The sequence below is a fragment of the Pseudomonas sp. LB3P14 genome (genome assembly GCF_054898045.1).
Window position 1 is genome coordinate 3,283,935 of record NZ_CM142714.1, and the last position, 20,119, is coordinate 3,304,053.

The 20,119-nt window shown below is 59.9% G+C and carries 19 protein-coding genes and 1 pseudogene; 9 read left to right on the forward strand and 11 right to left on the reverse strand.

Translation table 11 applies throughout. The annotated features are described in order from the left end of the window. Window positions 1-174: 174 nt before the first annotated feature. Together ACYZT5_RS15230 and ACYZT5_RS15235 are read right to left on the reverse strand one after the other, a co-directional pair. The gene (locus tag ACYZT5_RS15230; protein ID WP_462051820.1) at window positions 175-909 is read right to left on the reverse strand and encodes a thioesterase II family protein; all 735 of its coding nucleotides are present in this window, start codon (window positions 907-909) and stop codon (window positions 175-177) included. Between the two features lie 170 nt (window positions 910-1,079). Then, a pseudogene (locus ACYZT5_RS15235) lies at window positions 1,080-2,251 on the reverse strand (MFS transporter). A 288-nt stretch (window positions 2,252-2,539) separates the two neighbouring features. Here ACYZT5_RS15235 and ACYZT5_RS15240 point away from each other — a divergent pair. The 4 genes from ACYZT5_RS15240 to ACYZT5_RS15255 all read left to right on the forward strand — a co-directional run bounded on the left by ACYZT5_RS15240 (window position 2,540) and on the right by ACYZT5_RS15255 (window position 6,674). Then, entirely contained in the window at window positions 2,540-3,340 is an 801-nt protein-coding gene (locus ACYZT5_RS15240; RefSeq protein WP_462051821.1) for a glucose 1-dehydrogenase, read from the forward strand. Next, a complete protein-coding gene (locus ACYZT5_RS15245) occupies window positions 3,333-5,159 on the forward strand; it encodes a glycoside hydrolase family 15 protein (RefSeq protein ID WP_462051822.1) in 1,827 nt (608 codons plus the stop codon). The genes ACYZT5_RS15240 and ACYZT5_RS15245 overlap by 8 nt, the downstream gene beginning before the upstream one ends. A gap of 189 nt (window positions 5,160-5,348) precedes the next feature. Next, the gene (locus ACYZT5_RS15250) at window positions 5,349-5,738 is read left to right on the forward strand and encodes a hypothetical protein (protein ID WP_462051823.1); all 390 of its coding nucleotides are present in this window, start codon (window positions 5,349-5,351) and stop codon (window positions 5,736-5,738) included. Window positions 5,739-5,771: 33 nt separating this feature from the next. Further along, complete coding sequence (locus ACYZT5_RS15255) at window positions 5,772-6,674, forward strand: alpha/beta fold hydrolase (protein ID WP_462051824.1); 903 nt, start codon at window positions 5,772-5,774, stop codon at window positions 6,672-6,674. On the opposite strand, the gene ACYZT5_RS15260 is transcribed toward ACYZT5_RS15255, so the two are convergent. Continuing rightward, window positions 6,643-7,626 carry a GlxA family transcriptional regulator gene (locus ACYZT5_RS15260; RefSeq protein WP_462051825.1) on the reverse strand — a complete coding sequence of 328 codons (984 nt, stop codon included), beginning with the start codon at window positions 7,624-7,626 and terminating at the stop codon, window positions 6,643-6,645. The two genes, ACYZT5_RS15255 and ACYZT5_RS15260, sit on opposite strands and share 32 nt — an antisense overlap. Window positions 7,627-7,718: 92 nt before the next feature. Between ACYZT5_RS15260 and inhA the strand changes: the two genes are divergently transcribed. Beyond that, window positions 7,719-8,414: an isonitrile hydratase gene (gene inhA, locus ACYZT5_RS15265; RefSeq protein WP_462051826.1), complete on the forward strand. Its 696-nt coding sequence runs from the start codon at window positions 7,719-7,721 to the stop codon at window positions 8,412-8,414. A gap of 538 nt (window positions 8,415-8,952) precedes the next feature. Here inhA and ACYZT5_RS15270 read toward each other — a convergent pair. Further along, on the reverse strand, window positions 8,953-10,011 hold the full coding sequence (locus ACYZT5_RS15270) for an IS110 family RNA-guided transposase (RefSeq protein WP_462052256.1): 1,059 nt from the start codon (window positions 10,009-10,011) through the stop codon (window positions 8,953-8,955). A gap of 481 nt (window positions 10,012-10,492) precedes the next feature. Next, window positions 10,493-10,981 (reverse strand): SRPBCC family protein, encoded by a 489-nt coding sequence (locus ACYZT5_RS15275; protein WP_462051827.1) that lies wholly within the window; start codon window positions 10,979-10,981, stop codon window positions 10,493-10,495. Between the two features lie 196 nt (window positions 10,982-11,177). Here ACYZT5_RS15275 and ACYZT5_RS15280 point away from each other — a divergent pair, with 196 nt between their 5' ends. Continuing rightward, window positions 11,178-12,101, forward strand: a complete 924-nt coding sequence (locus tag ACYZT5_RS15280; RefSeq protein WP_462051828.1) for an ADP-ribosylglycohydrolase family protein — start codon at window positions 11,178-11,180, stop codon at window positions 12,099-12,101. Between the two features lie 49 nt (window positions 12,102-12,150). After that, on the forward strand, window positions 12,151-12,552 hold the full coding sequence (locus tag ACYZT5_RS15285) for a lysozyme inhibitor LprI family protein (protein ID WP_462051829.1): 402 nt from the start codon (window positions 12,151-12,153) through the stop codon (window positions 12,550-12,552). Window positions 12,553-12,687: 135 nt separating this feature from the next. Here the strand turns inward: ACYZT5_RS15285 and peaD are convergent, their stop codons facing one another. From peaD to ACYZT5_RS15310, 5 genes are all read right to left on the reverse strand, one after another. Next, window positions 12,688-13,806, reverse strand: a complete 1,119-nt coding sequence (gene peaD, locus ACYZT5_RS15290) for a quinohemoprotein amine dehydrogenase subunit beta (RefSeq protein ID WP_462051830.1) — start codon at window positions 13,804-13,806, stop codon at window positions 12,688-12,690. Between the two features lie 25 nt (window positions 13,807-13,831). Beyond that, the gene (gene qhpC / locus ACYZT5_RS15295; RefSeq protein WP_008027961.1) at window positions 13,832-14,155 is read right to left on the reverse strand and encodes a quinohemoprotein amine dehydrogenase subunit gamma; all 324 of its coding nucleotides are present in this window, start codon (window positions 14,153-14,155) and stop codon (window positions 13,832-13,834) included. A 1-nt stretch (window position 14,156) separates the two neighbouring features. Next, window positions 14,157-15,587, reverse strand: a complete 1,431-nt coding sequence (gene peaB / locus ACYZT5_RS15300) for a quinohemoprotein amine dehydrogenase maturation protein (protein WP_462051831.1) — start codon at window positions 15,585-15,587, stop codon at window positions 14,157-14,159. 81 nt (window positions 15,588-15,668) lie between these two features. Next, window positions 15,669-17,249, reverse strand: coding sequence for a quinohemoprotein amine dehydrogenase subunit alpha (gene peaA, locus ACYZT5_RS15305; protein ID WP_462051832.1), 1,581 nt, complete (start codon window positions 17,247-17,249; stop codon window positions 15,669-15,671). A gap of 12 nt (window positions 17,250-17,261) precedes the next feature. Further along, window positions 17,262-17,489 carry a hypothetical protein gene (locus tag ACYZT5_RS15310; RefSeq protein ID WP_462051833.1) on the reverse strand — a complete coding sequence of 76 codons (228 nt, stop codon included), beginning with the start codon at window positions 17,487-17,489 and terminating at the stop codon, window positions 17,262-17,264. Window positions 17,490-17,589: 100 nt separating this feature from the next. On the opposite strand from ACYZT5_RS15310, the gene ACYZT5_RS15315 reads away from it, so the two are divergent. Then, a complete protein-coding gene (locus ACYZT5_RS15315) occupies window positions 17,590-17,946 on the forward strand; it encodes a hypothetical protein (protein ID WP_462051834.1) in 357 nt (118 codons plus the stop codon). A gap of 51 nt (window positions 17,947-17,997) precedes the next feature. Here the strand turns inward: ACYZT5_RS15315 and ACYZT5_RS15320 are convergent, their stop codons facing one another. Then, on the reverse strand, window positions 17,998-18,252 hold the full coding sequence (locus ACYZT5_RS15320; RefSeq protein WP_462051835.1) for a DUF1652 domain-containing protein: 255 nt from the start codon (window positions 18,250-18,252) through the stop codon (window positions 17,998-18,000). 273 nt (window positions 18,253-18,525) lie between these two features. On the opposite strand from ACYZT5_RS15320, the gene ACYZT5_RS15325 reads away from it, so the two are divergent. Beyond that, window positions 18,526-20,016: an aldehyde dehydrogenase family protein gene (locus ACYZT5_RS15325; protein WP_462051836.1), complete on the forward strand. Its 1,491-nt coding sequence runs from the start codon at window positions 18,526-18,528 to the stop codon at window positions 20,014-20,016. The last annotated feature ends 103 nt before the right edge of the window (window positions 20,017-20,119 follow it).

Here is a 20,119-nt window from a genome sequence, read left to right on the forward strand (position 1 = left end):
TTAGCGAATGAGAACAAGTATCAGAAAGGAGGTAAAACGAGGGGAGATTACGGGATATAAGGTGAACCCTGTAGGAGCCGAGCTTGCTCGCGATAGCGGTGTAACTGTCGACATCGATGTTGAATGTCAGTCCGCCATCGCGAGCAAGCTCGGCTCCTACAAGGGGGGACGGTGTCAGGCGCTGGCAGCCATGGCATGCCGGCGATGGTGAACGTCGAGCTGATCCTTGATCACCCGCAACACCTTGGCCTCGTGCTCATGGATGAAGAAGTGACCGCCAGCGAGCATGTCCACCGAGAAACTGCCAACGGTTTCCTTGCTCCAGCCGATCAGCTGCTCGGTGGTGGCGCAGTCGGCCTTGCCGCCGAGCACATGGATAGGGCACTTGAGCAACGGGCGCAGCTGCGGTTCGAAACGTCCGCACAATAGAAAGTCCGCGCGCAGCACTGGCAGCGTCAGGCTTATCAGCTCTTCATTGGCCAACACCTCTTCGCTGGTGCCATTGAGGGTGCGCAATTGCTCGATCAATTCGGCATCGGTTTTCGGTTCGGCGAAACCGCGATCGTAGTCGGCACGCAGGGTCGGTGCGGCGGTGCCCGAAGCAAACAGCGCCACCGGTTCCGGGCAGCCCAGCGAGCGAAACGCATGGGCCATCTCACAGGCCAGCAACGCGCCAAGGCTATGACCGAACAGCGCATACGGCGCCTTGAGCGTGGCTTTTTGTTCCTGCGCAAGTTGCAACGCCAAGCGCCGCATGTCGGTGTGCAAGGGTTCGCCAAACCGGGCGCCACGCCCCGGAAGTTCCACGGGTTGTAGCTTGAGCCACTCCGGAAGTTTGCGCCGCCAGCGGCTGTAGACCATGGCACTCGCGCCCGAATAGGGCAGGCAGAGCAATGTCAGCTGGGTCACCGGGCTTACCTCGAAAAGTTGTCTGTATAGAGAACGGATGAGCGCCGCGGGGAATTAGTCGTCTCTGAAGACGACTTCGCGGGCAAGCCTCGCTCCTACGGTCCGGTTTGAGCCTGTAGGAGCGAGGCTTGCCCGCGAAAGAGACGCCGCGAATGTCACTGAACGAATGCCTATTTAAGGTGGCGAAAGCTTTGGACTGCGGAACCGAGGACCACGGCGCCAGCAGCAATCGCCACCCAGAACCCGCTACGCGCTCCGAATGCATCGATCAGCCAACCCGAACTGGCCGCACCAATCGCCACGCCAATACTCAACCCAGTGACAAGCCAGGTCAGGCCCTCAGTCAGTTTGGCCGGCGGCACGATGCGCTCCACCAACGCCATCGCCACAATCAGCGTCGGCGCAAAGAACAACCCGGCGACAAACACCGCCAGCGACAGCCCCAGAATGTTCGTCGCCAGCAACAACGGCAACGTGGTCACCGCCGTCGCCACCCGCCGTACAGAAACAGTCGCGGCAGCGGCAGTTTCGAGCGCAATGCCCCGAACGCCAGCCCGGCCAGGCACGAGCCGATGGCATACACCGACAGCACAATGCTCGCCGCCGCCGGTTGGCCCTGTTGCTGGGCGAACGCCACGCTGACCACATCCACCACACCGACGATGGTGCCCATCGCGACCATCAACAGCATCAGCAGTTGAATCTCGCCAGAACGAATGATCGAACCTTGATGATGTTCTTCATGCGGATGAACCGCCGGCTCGGTGTCACGTTGCAACACAAACGCCGTGACCCCGATCGCCAGCATCAGCAACGCCGCCAACGGCCCGGCTTCGGGGAACGCCACCACGCACACCCCCACCGACAGTGGCGGCCCGACAATAAAGCAGACTTCGTCCAGCACCGACTCCAGCGCATAAGCGGTGTGCAGTTCAGGTTGGCCGCGATACACCTCGGTCCAGCGTGCCCGCACCATCGCCGACATGCTCGGCATGCAACCGGCCAGCGCTGCGAACACAAACAACGTCCAGTGCGGCGCCTGAAAACGAGTGCAAAGCAACACCAGCAACAACGCCCCGCCACCGATCAGTGCCGATACCGGCAAGATCCGGCGCTGCCCGAAGCGGTCCACCAGCCGCGAGACCTGCGGCGCGCAAAACGCCGTGGCCAGGGCAAACGTCGCCGCTACCGCGCCGGCCAATCCGTAGCCACCCTGCAATTGCGAGAGCATGGTGATCAGGCCGATGCCGGTCATGGAAATCGGCATGCGCGCGATCATGCCGGCCAGCACAAAGGCTCTGCTGCCGGGGGCGTTGAATAGTTCGCGGTAGGGGTTTGCCATGGTTCGGGTCTCAGCAAGGGCCTGCAACTTGCCATAAGGCTGAGCGAGGGGAAAGTGGCTAATTGTTGGTTGAATGTGAAGGCCCCCATGACCTGATCGTTCCCACGCTCCGCGTGGGAACGCAGCCAGGGACGCTCTGCGTCCCAATTGGACGCAGAGCGTCCAATGAGGCATTCCCACGCGGAGCGTGGGAACGATCAGGTGACGATCTTTTCATGGTTCGACGTGAACTCTCTCTACCGCCCGCCAGTCAGCTAATTAGGCCCCCAATTCAAGGCGCTAGCGTTCATGCAGATTTCCCTCGACCAACAAGTCGCCCTGATCACCGGTGCCAGTTCCGGCATCGGCGCAGGCGCCGCCAAGGCCCTGGCCGCCGCCGGTGCCGCCGTGGTGATCAACTACAACGCCCAGGCCGCCCCCGCCGAGGCGCTGGCCCGGACGATCAATGCTGAAGGCGGTCGAGCCATCGCCATTGGCGCCGACGTATCCAAAGAAGAAGACGTCGAACGGTTATTCGCACAAACCCTCGAAGCCTTCGGTTTTCTGGACATTCTGGTCGCCAACTCGGGCATGCAGAAAGACGCACCGGCCGTGGACATGAGCCTCGACGACTGGAACCAGGTGATCGGCGTCAACCTCACCGGCCAGTTCCTCTGCGCCCGCGCCGCCCTGCGAATTTTCAACCAACAAGGCATCCGCGACGGAGTCTCGCGGGCCGCTGGCAAGATCATCCACATGAGTTCGGTGCACCAACGCATTCCCTGGGCCGGTCGTGTCAATTACGCCGCGTCCAAGGGCGGCGTCGACATGCTGATGCAAACCCTCGCCCAGGAAGTCAGCCACCAGCGGATCCGCATCAACGGCATCGCGCCGGGCGCCATACGCACGGCGATCAATCGCGCCGCCACCGAAGGCGACCACGAACAGGAACTGCTCAAACTCATTCCTTATGGCCGGGTCGGTGATGTCGAGGACATCGCCAACGCGGTGGTCTTCCTCGCCTCCGATGCCTCCGACTACATCGTCGGTACCACCCTGTTCATCGACGGCGGCATGAGCCTTTATCCGGAGTTTCGCGGCAATGGCTGATCATCATTCCGAACGACAAAGCGCTATTGATGCCCATGGCATCATCGGCGACATGCGCAGCGCGGCACTGGTCAACGACAAAGGCAGCGTGGATTTTTTCTGCTGGCCGGAATTCGACAGCCCGTCGATCTTTTGCTCGCTGCTGGACACCCCTGAAGCCGGGATTTTCCAACTGTCCCCGGATTTACCCGATGCTCGCCGCGAACAGATTTACCTGCCCGACACCAATGTGCTGCAAACCCGATGGCTCAGCGACCGCGCAGTCGTCGAAGTGACCGATCTGATGCCCATCGGCGACAGCGAAGATGACACGCCGGTGCTGATGCGCCGGGTTCGTGTGGTCAGCGGCGAGGCAACGTTTCACATGCGCTGCGCCGTGCGTCATGACTACGCTCGCGCCAAGACCCGCGCACGCATGGATGAAAAAGACGTGGCCTTCGAGGCCGCCGATCAGCCGTCCCTGCGCCTGTCTTCGGACCAGGTTTTACGTATAGACGGCCATGCGGCGGTCGCCGAATTCACCCTCGAACAAGACCAGAGCGCCGCATTCATGCTTGGCGGTATCGACGACCCGCGGTTCAAGGAAGGCGCCGCCGCGATCTGCCTGGAGCGGACCCTGAAGTTCTGGCGCGACTGGATCGGCCAATCCAACTACCGCGGCCGCTGGCGGGAGATGGTCAATCGCTCGGCCTTGGCGCTGAAGCTGCTGACCTCGCGCAAACATGGCGCAATCCTCGCCGCCGCGACCTTCGGCCTGCCGGAAACGCCTGGCGGCGAGCGCAATTGGGATTACCGTTACACGTGGATTCGCGACGCCTCGTTCACCGTCTACGCGTTCATGCGCCTGGGGTTCGTTCAGGAAGCCAATGATTACATGCGCTGGCTACGCGGGAGGGTCAGCGATTGCCACGGCAAATCGATGAAACTCAACATTCTCTACGCCATTGACGGCCGCCAGGAATTACCGGAAACCGAACTCTCGCACCTGTCCGGTCACGGCGGCGCAATACCGGTGCGCATTGGCAATCAGGCTTACGACCAGATCCAGCTGGATATCTTTGGCGAACTGATGGACGCGGTGTACCTGGTCAATAAATACGGCGACGCCATCTCCCATGAAGGCTGGAAACACGCCGTGGAAGTGGTGGATCAGGTCTGCGAAACCTGGGAGAAAAAGGACGTCGGCATCTGGGAAATGCGCGGCGAACAACATCACTTCCTGCACTCGCGACTGATGTGCTGGGTCGCGCTGGACCGGGCCATTCGCCTCGCCTCCAAACGCTCACTGCCCGCCCCGTTCGCCCGCTGGGACCAGACGCGACAGGCGATCTACGCTGACATCTGGGAAAACTTCTGGAACGAAGAACGCGGGCACTTCGTCCAGCACATCGGCGGCACCGCCCTCGACGGCTCGATGCTACTGATGCCACTGGTGCGCTTCGTCAGCGCCAAAGACCCGCGCTGGCTCGCGACCCTCGACGCCATCGAAAAAAATCTGGTGCGCGATGGGATGGTTTACCGCTATCGCAATGACGACACCCGGATCGACGGCCTCGACGGCACCGAAGGCGCCTTTGCCGCGTGCTCATTCTGGTACGTCGAATGCCTGGCCCGCGCCGGCCAGGTGGAAAAGGCGCATCTGGAATTTGAACAGTTGCTGAGGTACGCCAACCCGCTAGGGTTGTACGCCGAAGAGTTCGACGGCCATTCGCGGCACCTGGGGAATACGCCGCAAGCGCTGACGCATTTGGCGCTGATCAGTGCGGCGAGTTTTCTGGATCGGAAATTGAGTGGGGAGAAGAATTACTGGCAGCCTTGAGACCGCATCTCACCTGTGGCGAGGGGCTTGCCACAGGTTTTGTGTAGGCCGAAGCCCTACATTTCATAAACAAAACCCGCCTCCACCACCCGAAAATCCTTTGTTGCCAGCCGTTACATCCCCCCCTACCATCCACCGTCAACGGGTACAGCGGAGCTGTCCAACAAAACCCGAATTCAAGGAACCAGAATGACCCAGCGCATCCACCGCAGCATTGGCACCCCACTCAGGTCCGGCCTGAACCGCGACGAATTGTGGGAAGCCCACGACAAAGGCCTGATCAAATGCTGGGAGATCGGCCGCCAACGCGCCGCCCGCTTCCCCGAACTCGCCCAACGCTGCCTTGCCGGCGAACTGCCGGTGCTGGGCTGGAAAGGTGGTGTGAGTCGCAGCCTTAAAAAACTCGAAAAGTATGGTTCCCTCAAATACCTCGCTCAGTGGCAAGGGTTGCGCGGGGAAGACCTGGATATCGATCTGAGTGAAGAACGGGCGTTGACCTGTTCGCGGACCAACATGGTGGTGACGTTTACGCCGGATCGGTCGAAGTACTTCAATCAGGTGGCGGAAATCGAAGCCTAGGAAACAGGCAAAAAAATCTCTCTGGAGTGTCGAATGAACAACGAAGCGCTGATCCACTTCACCAAAACTCCAAGTTTGTCTCTGGCCTACGAAGAACACGGCCCCACCACCGGCGACCCCGCCATCCTCCTCCACGGTTTCCCCTACTCCCCGCGCGCCTACGACGAAATCGCCCCAGCCCTCGCCGCGAAGGGTTACCGCGTCATCGTCCCCTACCTTCGCGGTTACGGCCCGACCCGTTTCAACAACCCCGACACCCTGCGCTCCGGACAACAAGCCGCTCTCGCCCAGGATTTGCTGGATTTGATGGACGCCCTCGCCATTCAACAAGCCGCCCTTTGCGGCTACGACTGGGGCGGTCGGGCGGCGTGCATCGTGGCCGCGCTATGGCCTGAGCGGGTTCGTTGCCTGGTGACCGGCGACGGTTACAACCTTCAGAACATTCCCCACTCCACCGAACCGCAGGACCCGGAAACCGAGCACCGCCTCTGGTATCAGTACTACTTCCACACGCCACGCGGGGTCGAAGGCCTGACGAAAAATCGCCGAGCCTTGTGCGAATTGCTCTGGACGTTGTGGTCACCCACCTGGACCAAAGGCCCTGAGTTGTATCCGTTAAGCGCACCGGCCTTCGATAATCCGGATTTCGTCGAGGTGGTGATTCACTCCTACCGCCATCGGTTCATGTACGCTCCGGGCGACCCGGCGCTGGAGTGGATCGAAGAAGCGCTGACCCGACAGCCGCCGATCAGCGTACCGACGATTTCCCTGTGCGGTGCTGACGATGGCGTCGGACCGGCACCGGAGGTAGACGAAGACATCGCCCATTTCACCGGGCGTTATGAGCGGCGCGTGCTGGCGGGCGTCGGGCATGACATTCCTGAAGAAGCGCCCGAGGCAACGCTCAGAGCATTATTGGATCTGCTGGAGGGCTGACGCTGAAACGCTCGCGATAGGCCTGCGGGGTCACGCCCATGGCCCGCAGAAAACTGCGCCGAAGTGTCTCTTCGCTACCGAATCCGCATTGCACCGCCACCCGTTTGATTGGCACGCCGGTATCGCTGAGCAAACGTCGGGCAGTCTCGACCCGAATCAGTTCAATGGCCCGGGCCGGAGTCTGGCCGGTGTCGGCGCGGTAGTGGCGCACGAAGCTGCGTTCGCTCATACCTGCCTGCAAGGCCAGGGTCGGGATGCCCAAATCCTTGGTGAGGTTTTCACTGATCCAGGCATGAAGTTCGTCGAAACGGTTGCCTCCCTTCTGCAAAGAGAGGGTCACGCTGAACTGCGACTGGCCGCCGGGCCGTTTCAGGAACACCACCAGTTGCCGGGCGACTTCCAGGGCCATCGTGCGGCCAAGATCTTCTTCAACCATCGCCAGCGCAAGGTCGATGCCGGCGGTGACCCCAGCCGAGGTCCAGACCGGGCCGTCATTGATGAAAATCGGATTGGGTTCGACCTGCAATAGCGGATGTTTTTGCGCCAACTGCTCGCACCGCGTCCAGTGAGTGACCACCCGTCGGCCATCGAGCCAGCCACTGGCCGCCAGCAAAAATGCCCCGGTGCACACCGACGAAACCCGCCGACACCCCGTCGCATGTTCACGCACCCACGCCACCAACGGTTCATCTTCCGCCGCGTCGTAAACGCCCCAGCCACCGGCAATGATCAACGTGTCACTGCCCTCATCGGGCAACGGTTCGGCGACCAGCGCCAACCCCGCCGACGACATGACCGCCCCGCCGCCGCTGGCAATCACCGTCGGCGCGTAAGGCGGCGGCAAGCCTTTCTGGCGAGCAATGTCATTGGCCGAGGCGAACACCTGCAATGGCCCGGTGACGTCGAGCAATTGCACATTGGCGAAGGCGAGCACGTGAATGGTTTTCGGCATGATTGGCGTAATTCGTGGGGTTATTGGCGTATACGCCAAATCCTACGAGCCTACAGTAAAGGCGTCTACCCCCACTTCATGAGAAAAATGCCATGACGTTGCAGATCGGTTTTCTGTTGTTTCCACAGGTTCAGCAACTGGACCTCACCGGCCCTTACGACGTACTGGCCTCGCTACCGGACGTGAAGGTGCATTTGATCTGGAAGGACCTGATGCCGGTCACCGCGAGCACGGGCCTGGTGCTGAAACCGACTTCAACCTTCGACGATTGCCCGCCGCTGGATGTGATCTGCATCCCCGGCGGCAGCGGTGTCGGGCCGTTGATGGAGGATGAAGAGACACTGGCCTTCATCAAGGCTCAGGCCGCCAATGCGCGTTACATCACGTCGGTCTGCACCGGCGCGCTGGTGCTCGGCGCGGCGGGTCTGCTGAAGGGCAAACGCGCCACCACTCACTGGGCGTATCACGAATTGCTGGCGCCTTTGGGAGCGATCCCGGTGAAGGATCGAGTGGTGCGCGACGGCAATCTGCTGACCGGTGGCGGGATCACGGCGGGCATCGATTTTGCCCTGACGCTGGCTGCGGAGTTGTTCGATAAGGACACGGCAGAGCTGGTGCAGTTGCAGCTGGAATACGCCCCGGCGCCGCCGTTTACTTCGGGCAGCCCTGAGATGGCTCCGGTCAGCGTGCTGGAGGAAGCGCGCAAACGTGCTGCCGGATCGTTGAAATTGCGCTCGGAAATTACCGAGCGTGTTGCGGCGAAACTCGATCGGGCGTCAGTGCGTTGATCCCTTCCTCGGTGCAGCCAGCGCCCGGCTGCATCGAGGACTTTCCATCGCCCACAAAAAAACCCGCCTAAGCGGGTTTCTCAAGACCATTGCGACATCCTGTCAGCAGCCATCCGGGCCTATGGTCGATCATCCGTGATCCTGAGTGCATCCTGCGACTCAGTTGATGGAACCAGATTAAACACATCGGTGACGCATCAAAAGACGACATGCCAGCGCTCTGGTGTAAGCCATTGACCATTCAGCCGTGAAACCCTCTCCTGTAGCAGCCTTCGGCAGCTGCTATGTATGGACTCGCCCTCACTGTCTACCCGCTTTTGAAAAACCGCCGCCCCGTTGCATCTATGTATTAGGCCTATTCGAGGAAGCCGTCTTCGGCTTCTGGCCAAAATTGGAAGAGCTCGTGGTATGCCGATTACAGTCAGGCCTCGAAGGCCAGTAGCAGCTAAGGCATCAATCCACGCCGGTCTTACCTGGGGTCAATTTTTTTTCAGCAAAGGGCCGGACAGTTAGTACCTCGGTGGCAGAACTCTGTCGCTCAGTGGCTCATCGTCGCTTGCTGGCCATCACCAGCCTGGCGACGATAAGTCTGGTCATTCTGTAGAAGCACCCAGACGATTCGCAGGTTGCGGTTGGCTAACCTGACCGCAGCCTCCTTACGGCCCAGTCGGCTCATCCAGCGCAACAAGCGGCGGTCATCGGGTTGCTGGGAATCAGGTCGTAGTTGTTGCAGTACCGCATGGGCTCCCTGGATCATCAGGCTGCGTAAATAAACATCGCCTCGCTTGGTCATGTCCCCCAGCCGGACCGTCTGCCCGCTGCTGTGCTGGTCAGGCACCATGCCAAAGTACGCGGCAAACTTGCGGGCATTGGGAAATCGCTCAGGCTTGGTTTCCTTGGCCACCAGTGCCGTGGCAGTGACTGGGCCGATGCCGCGCACAGTCATCAGTCGCTTCGCCGTCATGTCGGCGTTGGCGGCCACTTCCAGGCGCCCCGTCAGCACGCTGATGCGTTCGCCCAAATGGCGCCACTCGGCCAACAGTTCGTCGATCAGTTCACGCAGCAGGCCCGGCACCGGCTGGGTGGCATCTTCCAGTACCCGCGGAATTTTCTGGCTGATCGCAACATCGCCCTGCGCCAAGGCCACGCCATGCTCGAGCAGCAGGCCGCGCATCTGATTACTCACCGCCGTGCGTCGACGCACATAGCCTTGGCGGGCGCGATGCAACGCCTGCATTGCCAGCGCCGCAACGCTTTTGACCGGCACTGCGTAGATCTTTTCATCGCGACCAGCCCGCAGAATCGCCAGCGCATCGTTGCGATCATTTTTAGGCCTGCTGCGATGTGTGGCCACCAAACCGGCTGGAAGAATCCGCGCCAGATTGCCTTGGTCTTGCAGCTGCCGGGCCCAGGCTTGAGCACCCGGACCGGTCTCCATCAGAACCACGACATGAGGCGGCAACTGGCGTAGAAACTCATAAAACGCCTCGCGCGACTTGATCCGTTGCTCGTAGTGCACCTGGCCGAGGACGTCTTCACCGGCGACCTGAAAGACCTGCTTGGCCAGATCGACCGCCACGGTTGTGCAGGCCGACAAATCGGAAGAAGACAGGGATTGATCAATCGAAGTATGCTTTTTCATGGACTCGCCCTCGCTGTCGTTGGCTGTTTAGACTGCCATCGTGGCGCATTGACGCCTCGGCTTGGGCGAGTCCATCCAATTACACGGGACTCATCTGCCAGGGGCATTTTCGACAGGCGAAAAAAAACCCGCCGAAGCGGGTTTTTCCCAAGACCATGTCGACTCCCTGTCGATAGCGTTCCTTGCTGATGGCCGATCATCCGTGATCCCGAGCACTTCCTGTGCTTCGGTTGATGAGGCTAGATTACGCTTCGGATCCAATGTGCAATAGACGACATAGCTATCATCGCGTGTAAGACATTCGCTATAGCAGCCCTTCCGAAAACCCTTAGACAACTCAGGTATCAAGCATGGAGGCCGCGAGTTTAGCGGCCTGCAGCTGACCTTCGGCAGCACCAGCGCCCAGCGTTTCAGCCAAGGCTCAAACACGCAGCAATCACTCTTCCTGACGCTCGCGTTCCTTGGCACTGACTTTGAGAAACTCTTCGATGTTGTTCATCTGTTCATCCCAACCGCGGCTGTCCATGCGGAACGCCTTGAGCCGGCGCGTCTGAGGAATGTGATCGAAACCGGACTCGGTGACCTTCAGCAACGTGCCTTCATCCATGTCCTCGAGCTCGAACTTCACCAGCGTGGTGGGCTCCTGGGAGTAATCGATTTCGGGCTCAATCGCATACGGGTGCCAACGAAACGAAAACACCCGTTCCGGCTCGACCCGCTCCACCAGCACATTCCAAAGCAAGTGCTCATAACCAGGGTACGTAATCTGCCCCTGGGTCCACTCACCGGCGACAAAACGCTTGCCCTCCAGCGAAACGCCAAACCACTGCCCAAAGGCTTCGGCATTGGCCAGCACACGCCAGACCTGCGAACGCGGCGTTTTGAGCAGGATCTTCCTTTCGATGCGATCTGATGCTGGATTCATATGTCACCTCCTGTACTGAACAGTAGGCCTGTAAGACCACAAGACCAACCCTAAAGTTGTATCAATCGGGTATCGCAATCAACCCTGTCGAAATATTCGGCTGCATTTCCAAGTGTAACTGCTGGTTTGAAGACGGAAACCAGTAGACCGAAACTGCTAACGTTAAAAGCGAAATTGACTCAGACAAGGACGATTCATGCAGCTTTCACTTACGGACCGTTATCGCGGAGCCCTGCTGGGCCTGGCCTGCGGTGATGCCGTTGGCACCAGCGTCGAGTTCCAGCCACGCGGCACGTTCAAGCCCCTGACCGACATGGTGGGTGGTGGTCCTTTCAATCTGAAACCCGGGCAATGGACCGATGACACCTCGATGGCGTTGTGCCTGGCCGAAAGCCTGTTGAGCAAAAACGGCTTCGAGGCAGCCGACCAGATGGGTCGTTACTTGAATTGGTGGCAATGGGGTTATCTGAGCTCAACGGGAGAATGTTTCGACATTGGCATGACCGTACGTGACGCCCTGATGCGTTATCAGGAAACCGGCGAACCGTTCGCCGGGTCCACCGATCCCTACACGGCAGGGAATGGCTCGCTGATGCGACTGGTGCCGGTAGTGCTGTATTACTTTCCCGATCGCGACCGAATCCTGGCGTTTTCCGCAAACAGTTCGCGAACTACCCACGCCGCACCGGAAGCGATCGAATGCTGTCAGTTGTTCGCCGAGCTGATCCACCATGCACTGCAAGGCGCGTCCAAGGCAGAGGTGCTCAGCTTGTCAGAAACGACATTCCTGGAACCCAAAGTAGCCGCCATCGCGCGAGGTGATTATCTGGGTAAACCTGAAAGCGCTATCCATGGCAGCGGCTACTGCGTTGCTTCACTGGAGGCGGCCCTGTGGTGCTTTTATCAGACTGACAGCTTTGAAGCCGCCATCCTGAAAGCCGCCAACCTGGGCGACGACGCCGATACCACCGCCGCCATCGTTGGCCAGTTGGCCGGGGCTCATTACGGTGTGCAGTCGATTCCCGACCGTTGGCGGGAGAAGGTGTACATGTATGAAGACATCGAGGCGTATGCAGACCAATTGCTCAAAGCTTCAAACGCTCACACCGCAAGCAGATAGCGCTTCGCTACACTGCACCTCAACTTTCCACGTCAAAGCGAGAATCCCCATGCACCCACGCTTTCTTCTGGCGCTGACGCCTCTGCTGTTCACCACCGCTGCTTATGCGGTGGACTGTGACAACGCCGCCGATCAGGCCACGATGAATCAGTGTGCGGCGCAGCAGCACAAGGCGGCGGATAAGGAGTTGAATGCGCTTTACGAGCAGATCAACGCGCGTTTGAAGAGCAACCCCGAAAGCAAACAGCTGCTGATCGTGGCGCAGCGTTTGTGGATTGCGTTTCGGGATGCAGAGTGCAAATTTTCGAGCGCCGGGGTGGAAGGCGGGAGTGTGTATCCGCTGATCTACAGCAACTGTGTGACTGAATTGACCAAGGCGCGGGTTGAGACTTTCAAGAATTATTTGAAGTGTCAGGAGGGGGATTTGAGTTGCCCGGTGCCGGGGGCTTGAGAGTTGTTTTGTCCTTGAGGGCCTCTTCGCGGGCAAGCCTCGCTCCTACAGGTTCGGAGTGATCGCACCATGTGGTACGACTCCGACCTGTAGGAGCGAGGCTTGCTCGCGATGGCGTCAGTTCAGGCGCCGCACTTACCGAACAAATATCTGCGCCGTCGTGATCGCCATATCCCCACCCGGCAACTTGATGCTGCCAATCTGCTTCATGCTTTCGGGATCAAAGATCGCCACGTCATTAAACGTCCCGGCCAGGTAGATCTTGCTGCCGTCCTTGTTGAAGGAAATGCAGTAGTAGGAATGATCCAGCGTCGCCGCCTGGAGCATTTTCTTCTGCTTGATGTCGTACTTCGCCAGACGATTGAGCACACCGAACATCAGGTTCGGGTCCTTCGGCGAGCGCATGCCGCTGAAGTAGATTTCCGTCAGCGGGCCGAAGTCGGTGGTTTCGGTCTTGCCGGTTTTCAGGTCGACGCTGAATAGCCCATAGAGGTACTCGGCGGTCAGCGGATCCTGCTTCTTGTCCTTGAATTTCGCCGCGGTGTAGAGCAGCGAAAAGTCATGACGATAGGTCTGCTGGTTCCACACGTAGAGCACGTCCGGCGCGCTGTAGTTCGCCCGTTTCCAGTGACGGCTGGGGATCAGCACATCGAACTTGCCAGTTTTCACATCGACCTTGTAGACGTCCGCCCCTGCCACATACAGCGTGCCATCGTCGCCGCTCTGCATGATCGTCAGCTGCCTTGGTGCCGGGAAACTGCGCACGGGTTTGGCGTCCATGCCGGCGTCGGTGGCGTACACATCGAGCCGAGGTTGCTGCACTTCGTAGCGGTCGCTCCGCATCAACGTCGGGTTGGCAATGGCGAACAACTCCTTGCCGTCGTGGCTGAGGGTGAAGGCGAACATGGACTTCGCTTTCTCCCCCGGTTTCTGGGTGATGCTGGCGTGGAACACCTGCTTGCAGCTGTCGAGTTCGACGCCGTAGACATCCGCGTAGTGATTGTTCAGCACGTAAGCGGTCTTGCGGTCCGGCGACAATTGGACGGTACCAGGACCGAAGGCATCCGGCATCTTGCAGGTCTTGAACACGGTGTCCGTGGCCAGGTCGATGACGTGCAGGTTATTCGGGTAATTGGTGGTCAACATGTACTCGTGACCATCTTGTAGTGCAGTGTTTTCATCGGCCAGTACGTTGAGCGAACAGACGCTCAGGACGGCGAACGCGGCCAGGCCGCAGGCTTTGATGCGATGCATGCTGGAATCCTTCTTCTCTGTCCGATTACTTGTCTTTTGGAAAGACAGTCCCGAGGTTGCGCCAGTTGTCGTTGGACGCCTGGGCATCCTTGTTCCAGTCCGGGTAGGTGCTCATCATGTCGGGCACCTGGGCCGGCCACCAGCAAGGGTCGGAACAACCGTAAAGGTCCGCTTCCATCGGCTGACACAGTGACGACACACCGCCAAACGCATCGATTTCCCAACCTGGGTCGGTGGTCGAGGCGCAGCCGGCGACGGAACTCATCGCCACCACTTCTTCTATGCGGTTTTCCGCCGCGGCCTCATCGAGTTTCAACGCTTTGTTATTGATTGCCTTGAGATGTTTCATATCAGTGAGCCTTGCGCGGAGTGATGTAGCTGCTGATAAACGCAGGGTTGTGGGCCATGATCCGGGTATAGACCTCGATGCCGAAGTCGACCCAGTCACGCATCAGTTCGCAGTAGTGATAGGTCGGGTGGGTCGGGTCGCCGTAACGGGCGTAGCTCTCGTGGTAGCAACCGCCGGAGCAGAGATTGCGGATCTGGCAGTCCTCGCAGCCGGTGTTGGTGCGGTCCAGGCGCTGGGACAGGAAGTCGTTCAACTCGACCTGCTTCACACCGCTGTAGACGTTGCCGAAGGTCGGCAGACTCGAACCGGTAAACCGGTGGCACAAGTTCAGTTCACCCTTGTGATCCACCGCCAGCATCTTCAGGCCCGCGCCGCATGGCAGGGCTTTTTTGTGGCCTTCGTGGATGTCGGTGATCAACTGGTGCAGGTTGGAGAAACCGATATTGCGGTGCTCCAGCGCCGCTTCCAGATAACGCCGACCGAGTTTCTTCATGTTGGCGAAGACTTCGATCAGCTCGTCACTGGTCAGGTTGAAGGTGCTGATGTCGCCGGAGGTCACCGGGGCAAACCCGACCTCGGCAAAACCCAGTTCGTTGAACAGGTGATCCCAGATGGTTTCGACGTCGGTGACGCCGGTGGTCAGGGTCACCCGCGCACCGACCGGACGGCTGTTGTAGCGCGACAGCAGCATCTCGGCCTTGCGCCGCACCACGTCGTAAGTGCCCTGCCCGCCCACCGTGATGCGGTTGCGGTCGTGCACGGTTTTCGGCCCGTCGATACTCACCGAGAGCCCGAAACGGTGGGCATTCAAATAATCCACGGTCTCTTCGGTCAGCAGCGTGGCGTTGGTGGTCATGACGAACTCGACGAACTTGCCCGCCTCACGGAAACGCTTCTCGCAATAGTCGACCATGTACTCGATGAGCTTGCGATTGCTCAGCGGCTCGCCACCGAAAAACACCACGGTGAAACGCTCTTCATCCGGCGATTCGCGCAGCAGCATTTCCACCGAGGCGACCGCTGTTTCGACGTCCATTTTCTTGCCGGCCGACGGCTTGTCCAGGTCTTCCTTGTAGCAGTAGGTGCAGCTCAAATTGCAGCCGGTGTTGACGTTCAGCACCACGGTATTGATCGCTGTGCGCTCGACCCGTTTGGTGCCGATGTCGGGGGTCAGCGGCGAGCCGTCACTGACCAATTCCAGCGAAATCAACTCGCGGAGTGTCTCGGTGATTTCTTCGCCGTTGAAGCGAGTGGCCAGGCGCTGGATCAGGTCGTCCGACGAACAGCCGGGACCGCGCAAGGTATCGATGATGGTGCCGGTCAGCTCATCGCTGGCGAACAGCGAACTGCTGGGAATGTGAAACAGCATGCGGTCGGCATCGACGTGCACTTCGTGCAGATTCCGCTCGACCAGATTCAAAATAGCGCCCATTGCAACCTCCTGTGCAAACCCCGGTTTCGAGGCCTGCGGTCATTCCAAAAAAGTGTCTGAAGCCGCTAACGATCAGCCATCTTATGGAATGGGTGGATTGTTCCAGCGTTGCACGGTGACGATCATGTGGCCTTCGCCGGTCAGGGATTTCCCTGCGTCGTCGACGGCGGCGATCACCTTGAGGTTGCCGGCATTGTTGGTGGACATTTTGCGCTGTGGGTTCGGCCCGGCATCGCCCGGTGTAAACACGCCGCTGTCAGCCTGCATGGTGCCGGCAAACTTGACGTCTTCGTCTGCCTTGGCGCGGTCGTCGAAGGCTTCGACCGACCACTGCGCCGGGAACACGCCGATGCGATATGGCTTGCCGTCAGCGCCCTTGCCCCAGGCTTCGGCATCAAAGCGGCCCTGGACTTTCGGCGTCGAACCACCGCCCTCACCGATCCGCGCCACCGAGAACTCGGGCACGACTTTGACTTCAGCGATTTTGCTGTAGACCGACAGGGTCGGGCCTTTCAGCGTGCCGACAGTGACAGCGCGCAAACCAGGCTGGGCATTGGCAGCGGCCTTGAGTTTGACCCGCATGCGCTCTGGGCTTTGCTCCAGTACTTCGACCACTTCCACGCCTTTACCGAAGTTCGGTTTGCCGGTGAGACCGCTGCCGACCAGCGTGACTTCAGTTTCGCTGCCCGCCTTCAGATAACCCGGCTGCACCGCCAGCAATCGACTACTGCCCTGCTTGGCGGCGACGAAGTCCAGACCACGCTCATCGTGCTCCGCCTCGAACATCCGGCCCTGCATCGCGTTGCCTTGGGCGGCGAACACCTGGCGCATGGTCACACCGTCGATGGTCACGTTGCCGCGCCATTCGTAACCGGTGTAGAGAATCGCGCTGCCGTCGCCATTGAACGGGCTGCCATCGGCGTATTGGCCTTTGACGCTGACCTTGAACGTGTCGCTGCCATCGGCGCTGACGCTCATCACCCCGGCCAGTTCCCCCTTGCCCGGCAAGTGGCCGCTGAAGCTCCAGTCACCGACCAGCGCATCGGCTTTCGGCGCCGTGCTCAGCCATTTTTTCCAGGCCGGGTTGTCCAGCGGATAACGCTTGGCCAACAGCGGCACCATGTCCTTGCGGGCCAGGTCGAACCAGTCGCGGTCACGGGCCAGGGCCTGATATTCCAGGGACGGCCATTGGCCGAGGTGGAAGTTCACCAGACGCTCCCATTCCTGGGCCGGACGCCGTTGCAGGGCGACCCGCGCACCGGAGTGGCAGCGGCCGCACATCTGGCTGGTCTGGTCGTCGAATTTCTCGACGGTATTGAGTCGACGCTCCAGCGCATAACGCACGCCATCGGTTTCGCTCGGCGCCAGGCCCTGCGTGTCGGCCAGGTATTTGACCAGGGTGCGACGGTCGTCATCGCTGATCTGCAAACCGTGCATGGTTTGCATGCGGGCGATGCTCATCAGCCAGCCCTCAGGGGTTTTGCGCTGGTGACTGATGCGGCTCAGGGCGTTATCGGCTTCGGGGGTGTGACAGCCCTGGCAGGTTTCCTTGAGGAGGGTCTGGGCGTCGCGGGCTGCCAGGCTGTAAGGCGAATGCAGCGCCACACAAGCGGCCACGGCCAGCAGACTGGCACTCAGGCCTGATCGGAGTTTTCTCTTCATCAACGTCGAACCTCACGGTGCTTTCTTATTTTTGTGGCTTATCGTTTTTATGGTTTCTGCCGTCGGCGGCGCACCGCTGACGGAGGCAGGAGAAACGTCTGCAATAAGCAATACACGGAGCGTGCCAGCTTGACGATTACCTTTATAATCAATAAGTTGCGAGAAGATGACTGCTTTGCGCCATCGCTGAACGAGATCGTCTGCGTCTAATATCGCGACAGGTGTTGCAGTCTGAGACAAGCATAGATGCCTGACCCGAACAGTTCATCGGCCGACGATTGACGACTCCCCCCTGCAAGCGCGAAATGGTTGTTCACCGATTGCCACCAGGGGATAAAAAATGGCAAGCATCACTGTCCTGGCGGGGGACTTTCTGCAGGGTGATGGAGAGTACATAGACGGCGTTTTCACGCTCAGAACGTCGCTTCACCCATGGCCCGGTATCACCCTGCCACTCTCATCGTTCAAGAACCTGGAGGTCGCCAACGAAGATTCAATCAACAACATCAAGGATGCCATTGGCTTCGGCGTGGCCGGTGCGATGTTGCTGGGACCTATCGGCGCGATTGCCGGGTTCATGCTCGCCGGCAAGGAAACCGAAGTCACCTTTCTGGCGACGCTCAAGGACGATAGAAAGCTACTGGCTGCCGTGGATGGCAACACGTTTGAAGAAATTTCGCGGAAATTTGCAGTCTGAACAAATCGACGCGGGCCGCACCGTCTTGCAACGGTGCGGCGTGACGCCGGTTCAGGTGTGAAAGGTGAGGTGAACGCCTTTGTGGACTTCAATCTCGTGCCGCATGTCCGCCAACAGCGACGCGATCGCATGGGGACTGTCCAGTGTCCACAGGGGAACGTGGGTGGCCACCAGATCTACTTCGCCGGTCATGCAGTCGCAGACCCGAATGGTCAGGGACTGGTCTGCCTCCATGCTGCAAGTGCACACGGCGGGCAGAAAACTGTGCTCAATGATGTTTTGAATTTCCAGGGTTGAAAGGAACATCGTTACCTCCCTCACGCCAGATGTGTGGCCGGGGAAATGCTCCGTCATTTCACCCACCTAACCTAAAAATTCTAGTCCTCAATGGTGGGTGCCTCAAGAGCGCAATCCGGTTGCTCGTCGTCTCATAGTTGTCGCAATTTGCGAAAAAAACACGACCATTATCATTCAGTTCCATCCCGCGAAACCCGCCAATCAAGGGCCGGCTTGGCTTTGCGGGCACTTGGCACAGCCATTGCGAAACCCCTGTTCTCACGAACAACAAGAGGCCTCGCCATGTCACTTCCTTATCTGCTTCCCGCCACCTCGGCGTTCATCCAGCGCGCCCCGCGCATGCTCATCGGTGGCGATTGGGTCGAGGCCGCCGACGGCCAGACCATGCCCCTGCACAACCCGGCCACCGGCGAAGTGCTATGCATAGTGCCACGCGCCACGCCTGAGGATGTCGACCGCGCTGTGCTGGCCGCCCGTCAGGCCTTCGATGATTCCGCCTGGACCCGCACCCGACCTCGAGAGCGGCAGAACCTGCTGTGGAAACTCGCCGATCTGATGGAACGCGACGCCGAACTGCTGGCGCAACTGGAATGCCTGAACAACGGCAAAAGCGCGGCGGTGGCCCAGGTGATGGATGTGCAACTGTCCATCGACTTCCTGCGCTACATGGCCGGCTGGGCGACCAAGATCGAAGGTTCCAGCGTTGAAGTGTCGTTGCCGTTGATGCCCAACGATCAATTCCACAGTTTCATCCGCCGCGAAGCGGTGGGCGTGGTCGGCGCCATTGTTGCCTGGAACTTCCCGCTGCTGCTGGCCTGCTGGAAACTCGGCCCGGCCCTGGCCACCGGCTGCACCGTGGTGCTCAAACCCGCCGACGAAACCCCGCTGACCGCGCTGAAACTCGCCGAGTTGGTGCTGGAAGCCGGTTACCCCGAAGGCGTGTTCAACGTGGTCACCGGCACCGGCATCACCGCAGGTTCCGCTCTGACCCACAATCCCCTGGTGGACAAGCTGACCTTCACCGGCTCCACCGCCGTGGGCAAGCAGATCGGCAAGATCGCCATGGACTCCATGACCCGGGTGACCCTGGAACTGGGCGGCAAATCACCGACCATCGTCATGGCCGACGCCGACCTGAAGACCGCGGCAGCCGGTGCCGCCAGCGCGATTTTCTTCAACCAGGGACAGGTGTGCTGCGCAGGCTCCAGGCTGTATGTGCAGCGTAAGCATTTCGACAATGTGGTGGCGGACATCGCCGACATCGCCAACGCCATGAAACTGGGTAATGGCCTGGACCCAACGGTGGACATGGGGCCGCTGATCTCGGCGCGCCAGCAGGAGCGGGTTTACGGGTATATCGAAAAAGGACGTGAAAGCGGTGCGACGATCGCCTGTGGTGGCGAACAATTCGGGCCGGGGTTCTTCGTTAAACCGACGGTGATTGTGGATGTCGATCAGAAGCACTCGCTGGTGCAGGAGGAGATCTTCGGGCCTGTGCTGGTGGCGATTCCGTTTGATGATGAGGCCGATGCGCTGCGCATGGCCAACGACAGTCCGTATGGGCTTGGGGCGAGTATCTGGTCGAATGATTTGGCGGCGGTGCACCGGATGATTCCGCGGATCAAGTCGGGGTCGGTGTGGGTGAATTGCCACAGCGCGCTGGACCCGGCGTTGCCGTTTGGGGGGTACAAGATGTCGGGGGTTGGGCGGGAGATGGGGTATGCGGCGATTGAGCATTACACCGAGTTGAAGTCGGTGTTGATCAAGCTCTGACACACTGATCGTTCCCACGCTCTGCGTGGGAACGCATCCCGTGACGCTCTGCGTCACATCCCAAAGCGGAACGCGGAGCGTCCCTGGCGGCATTCCCACGCAG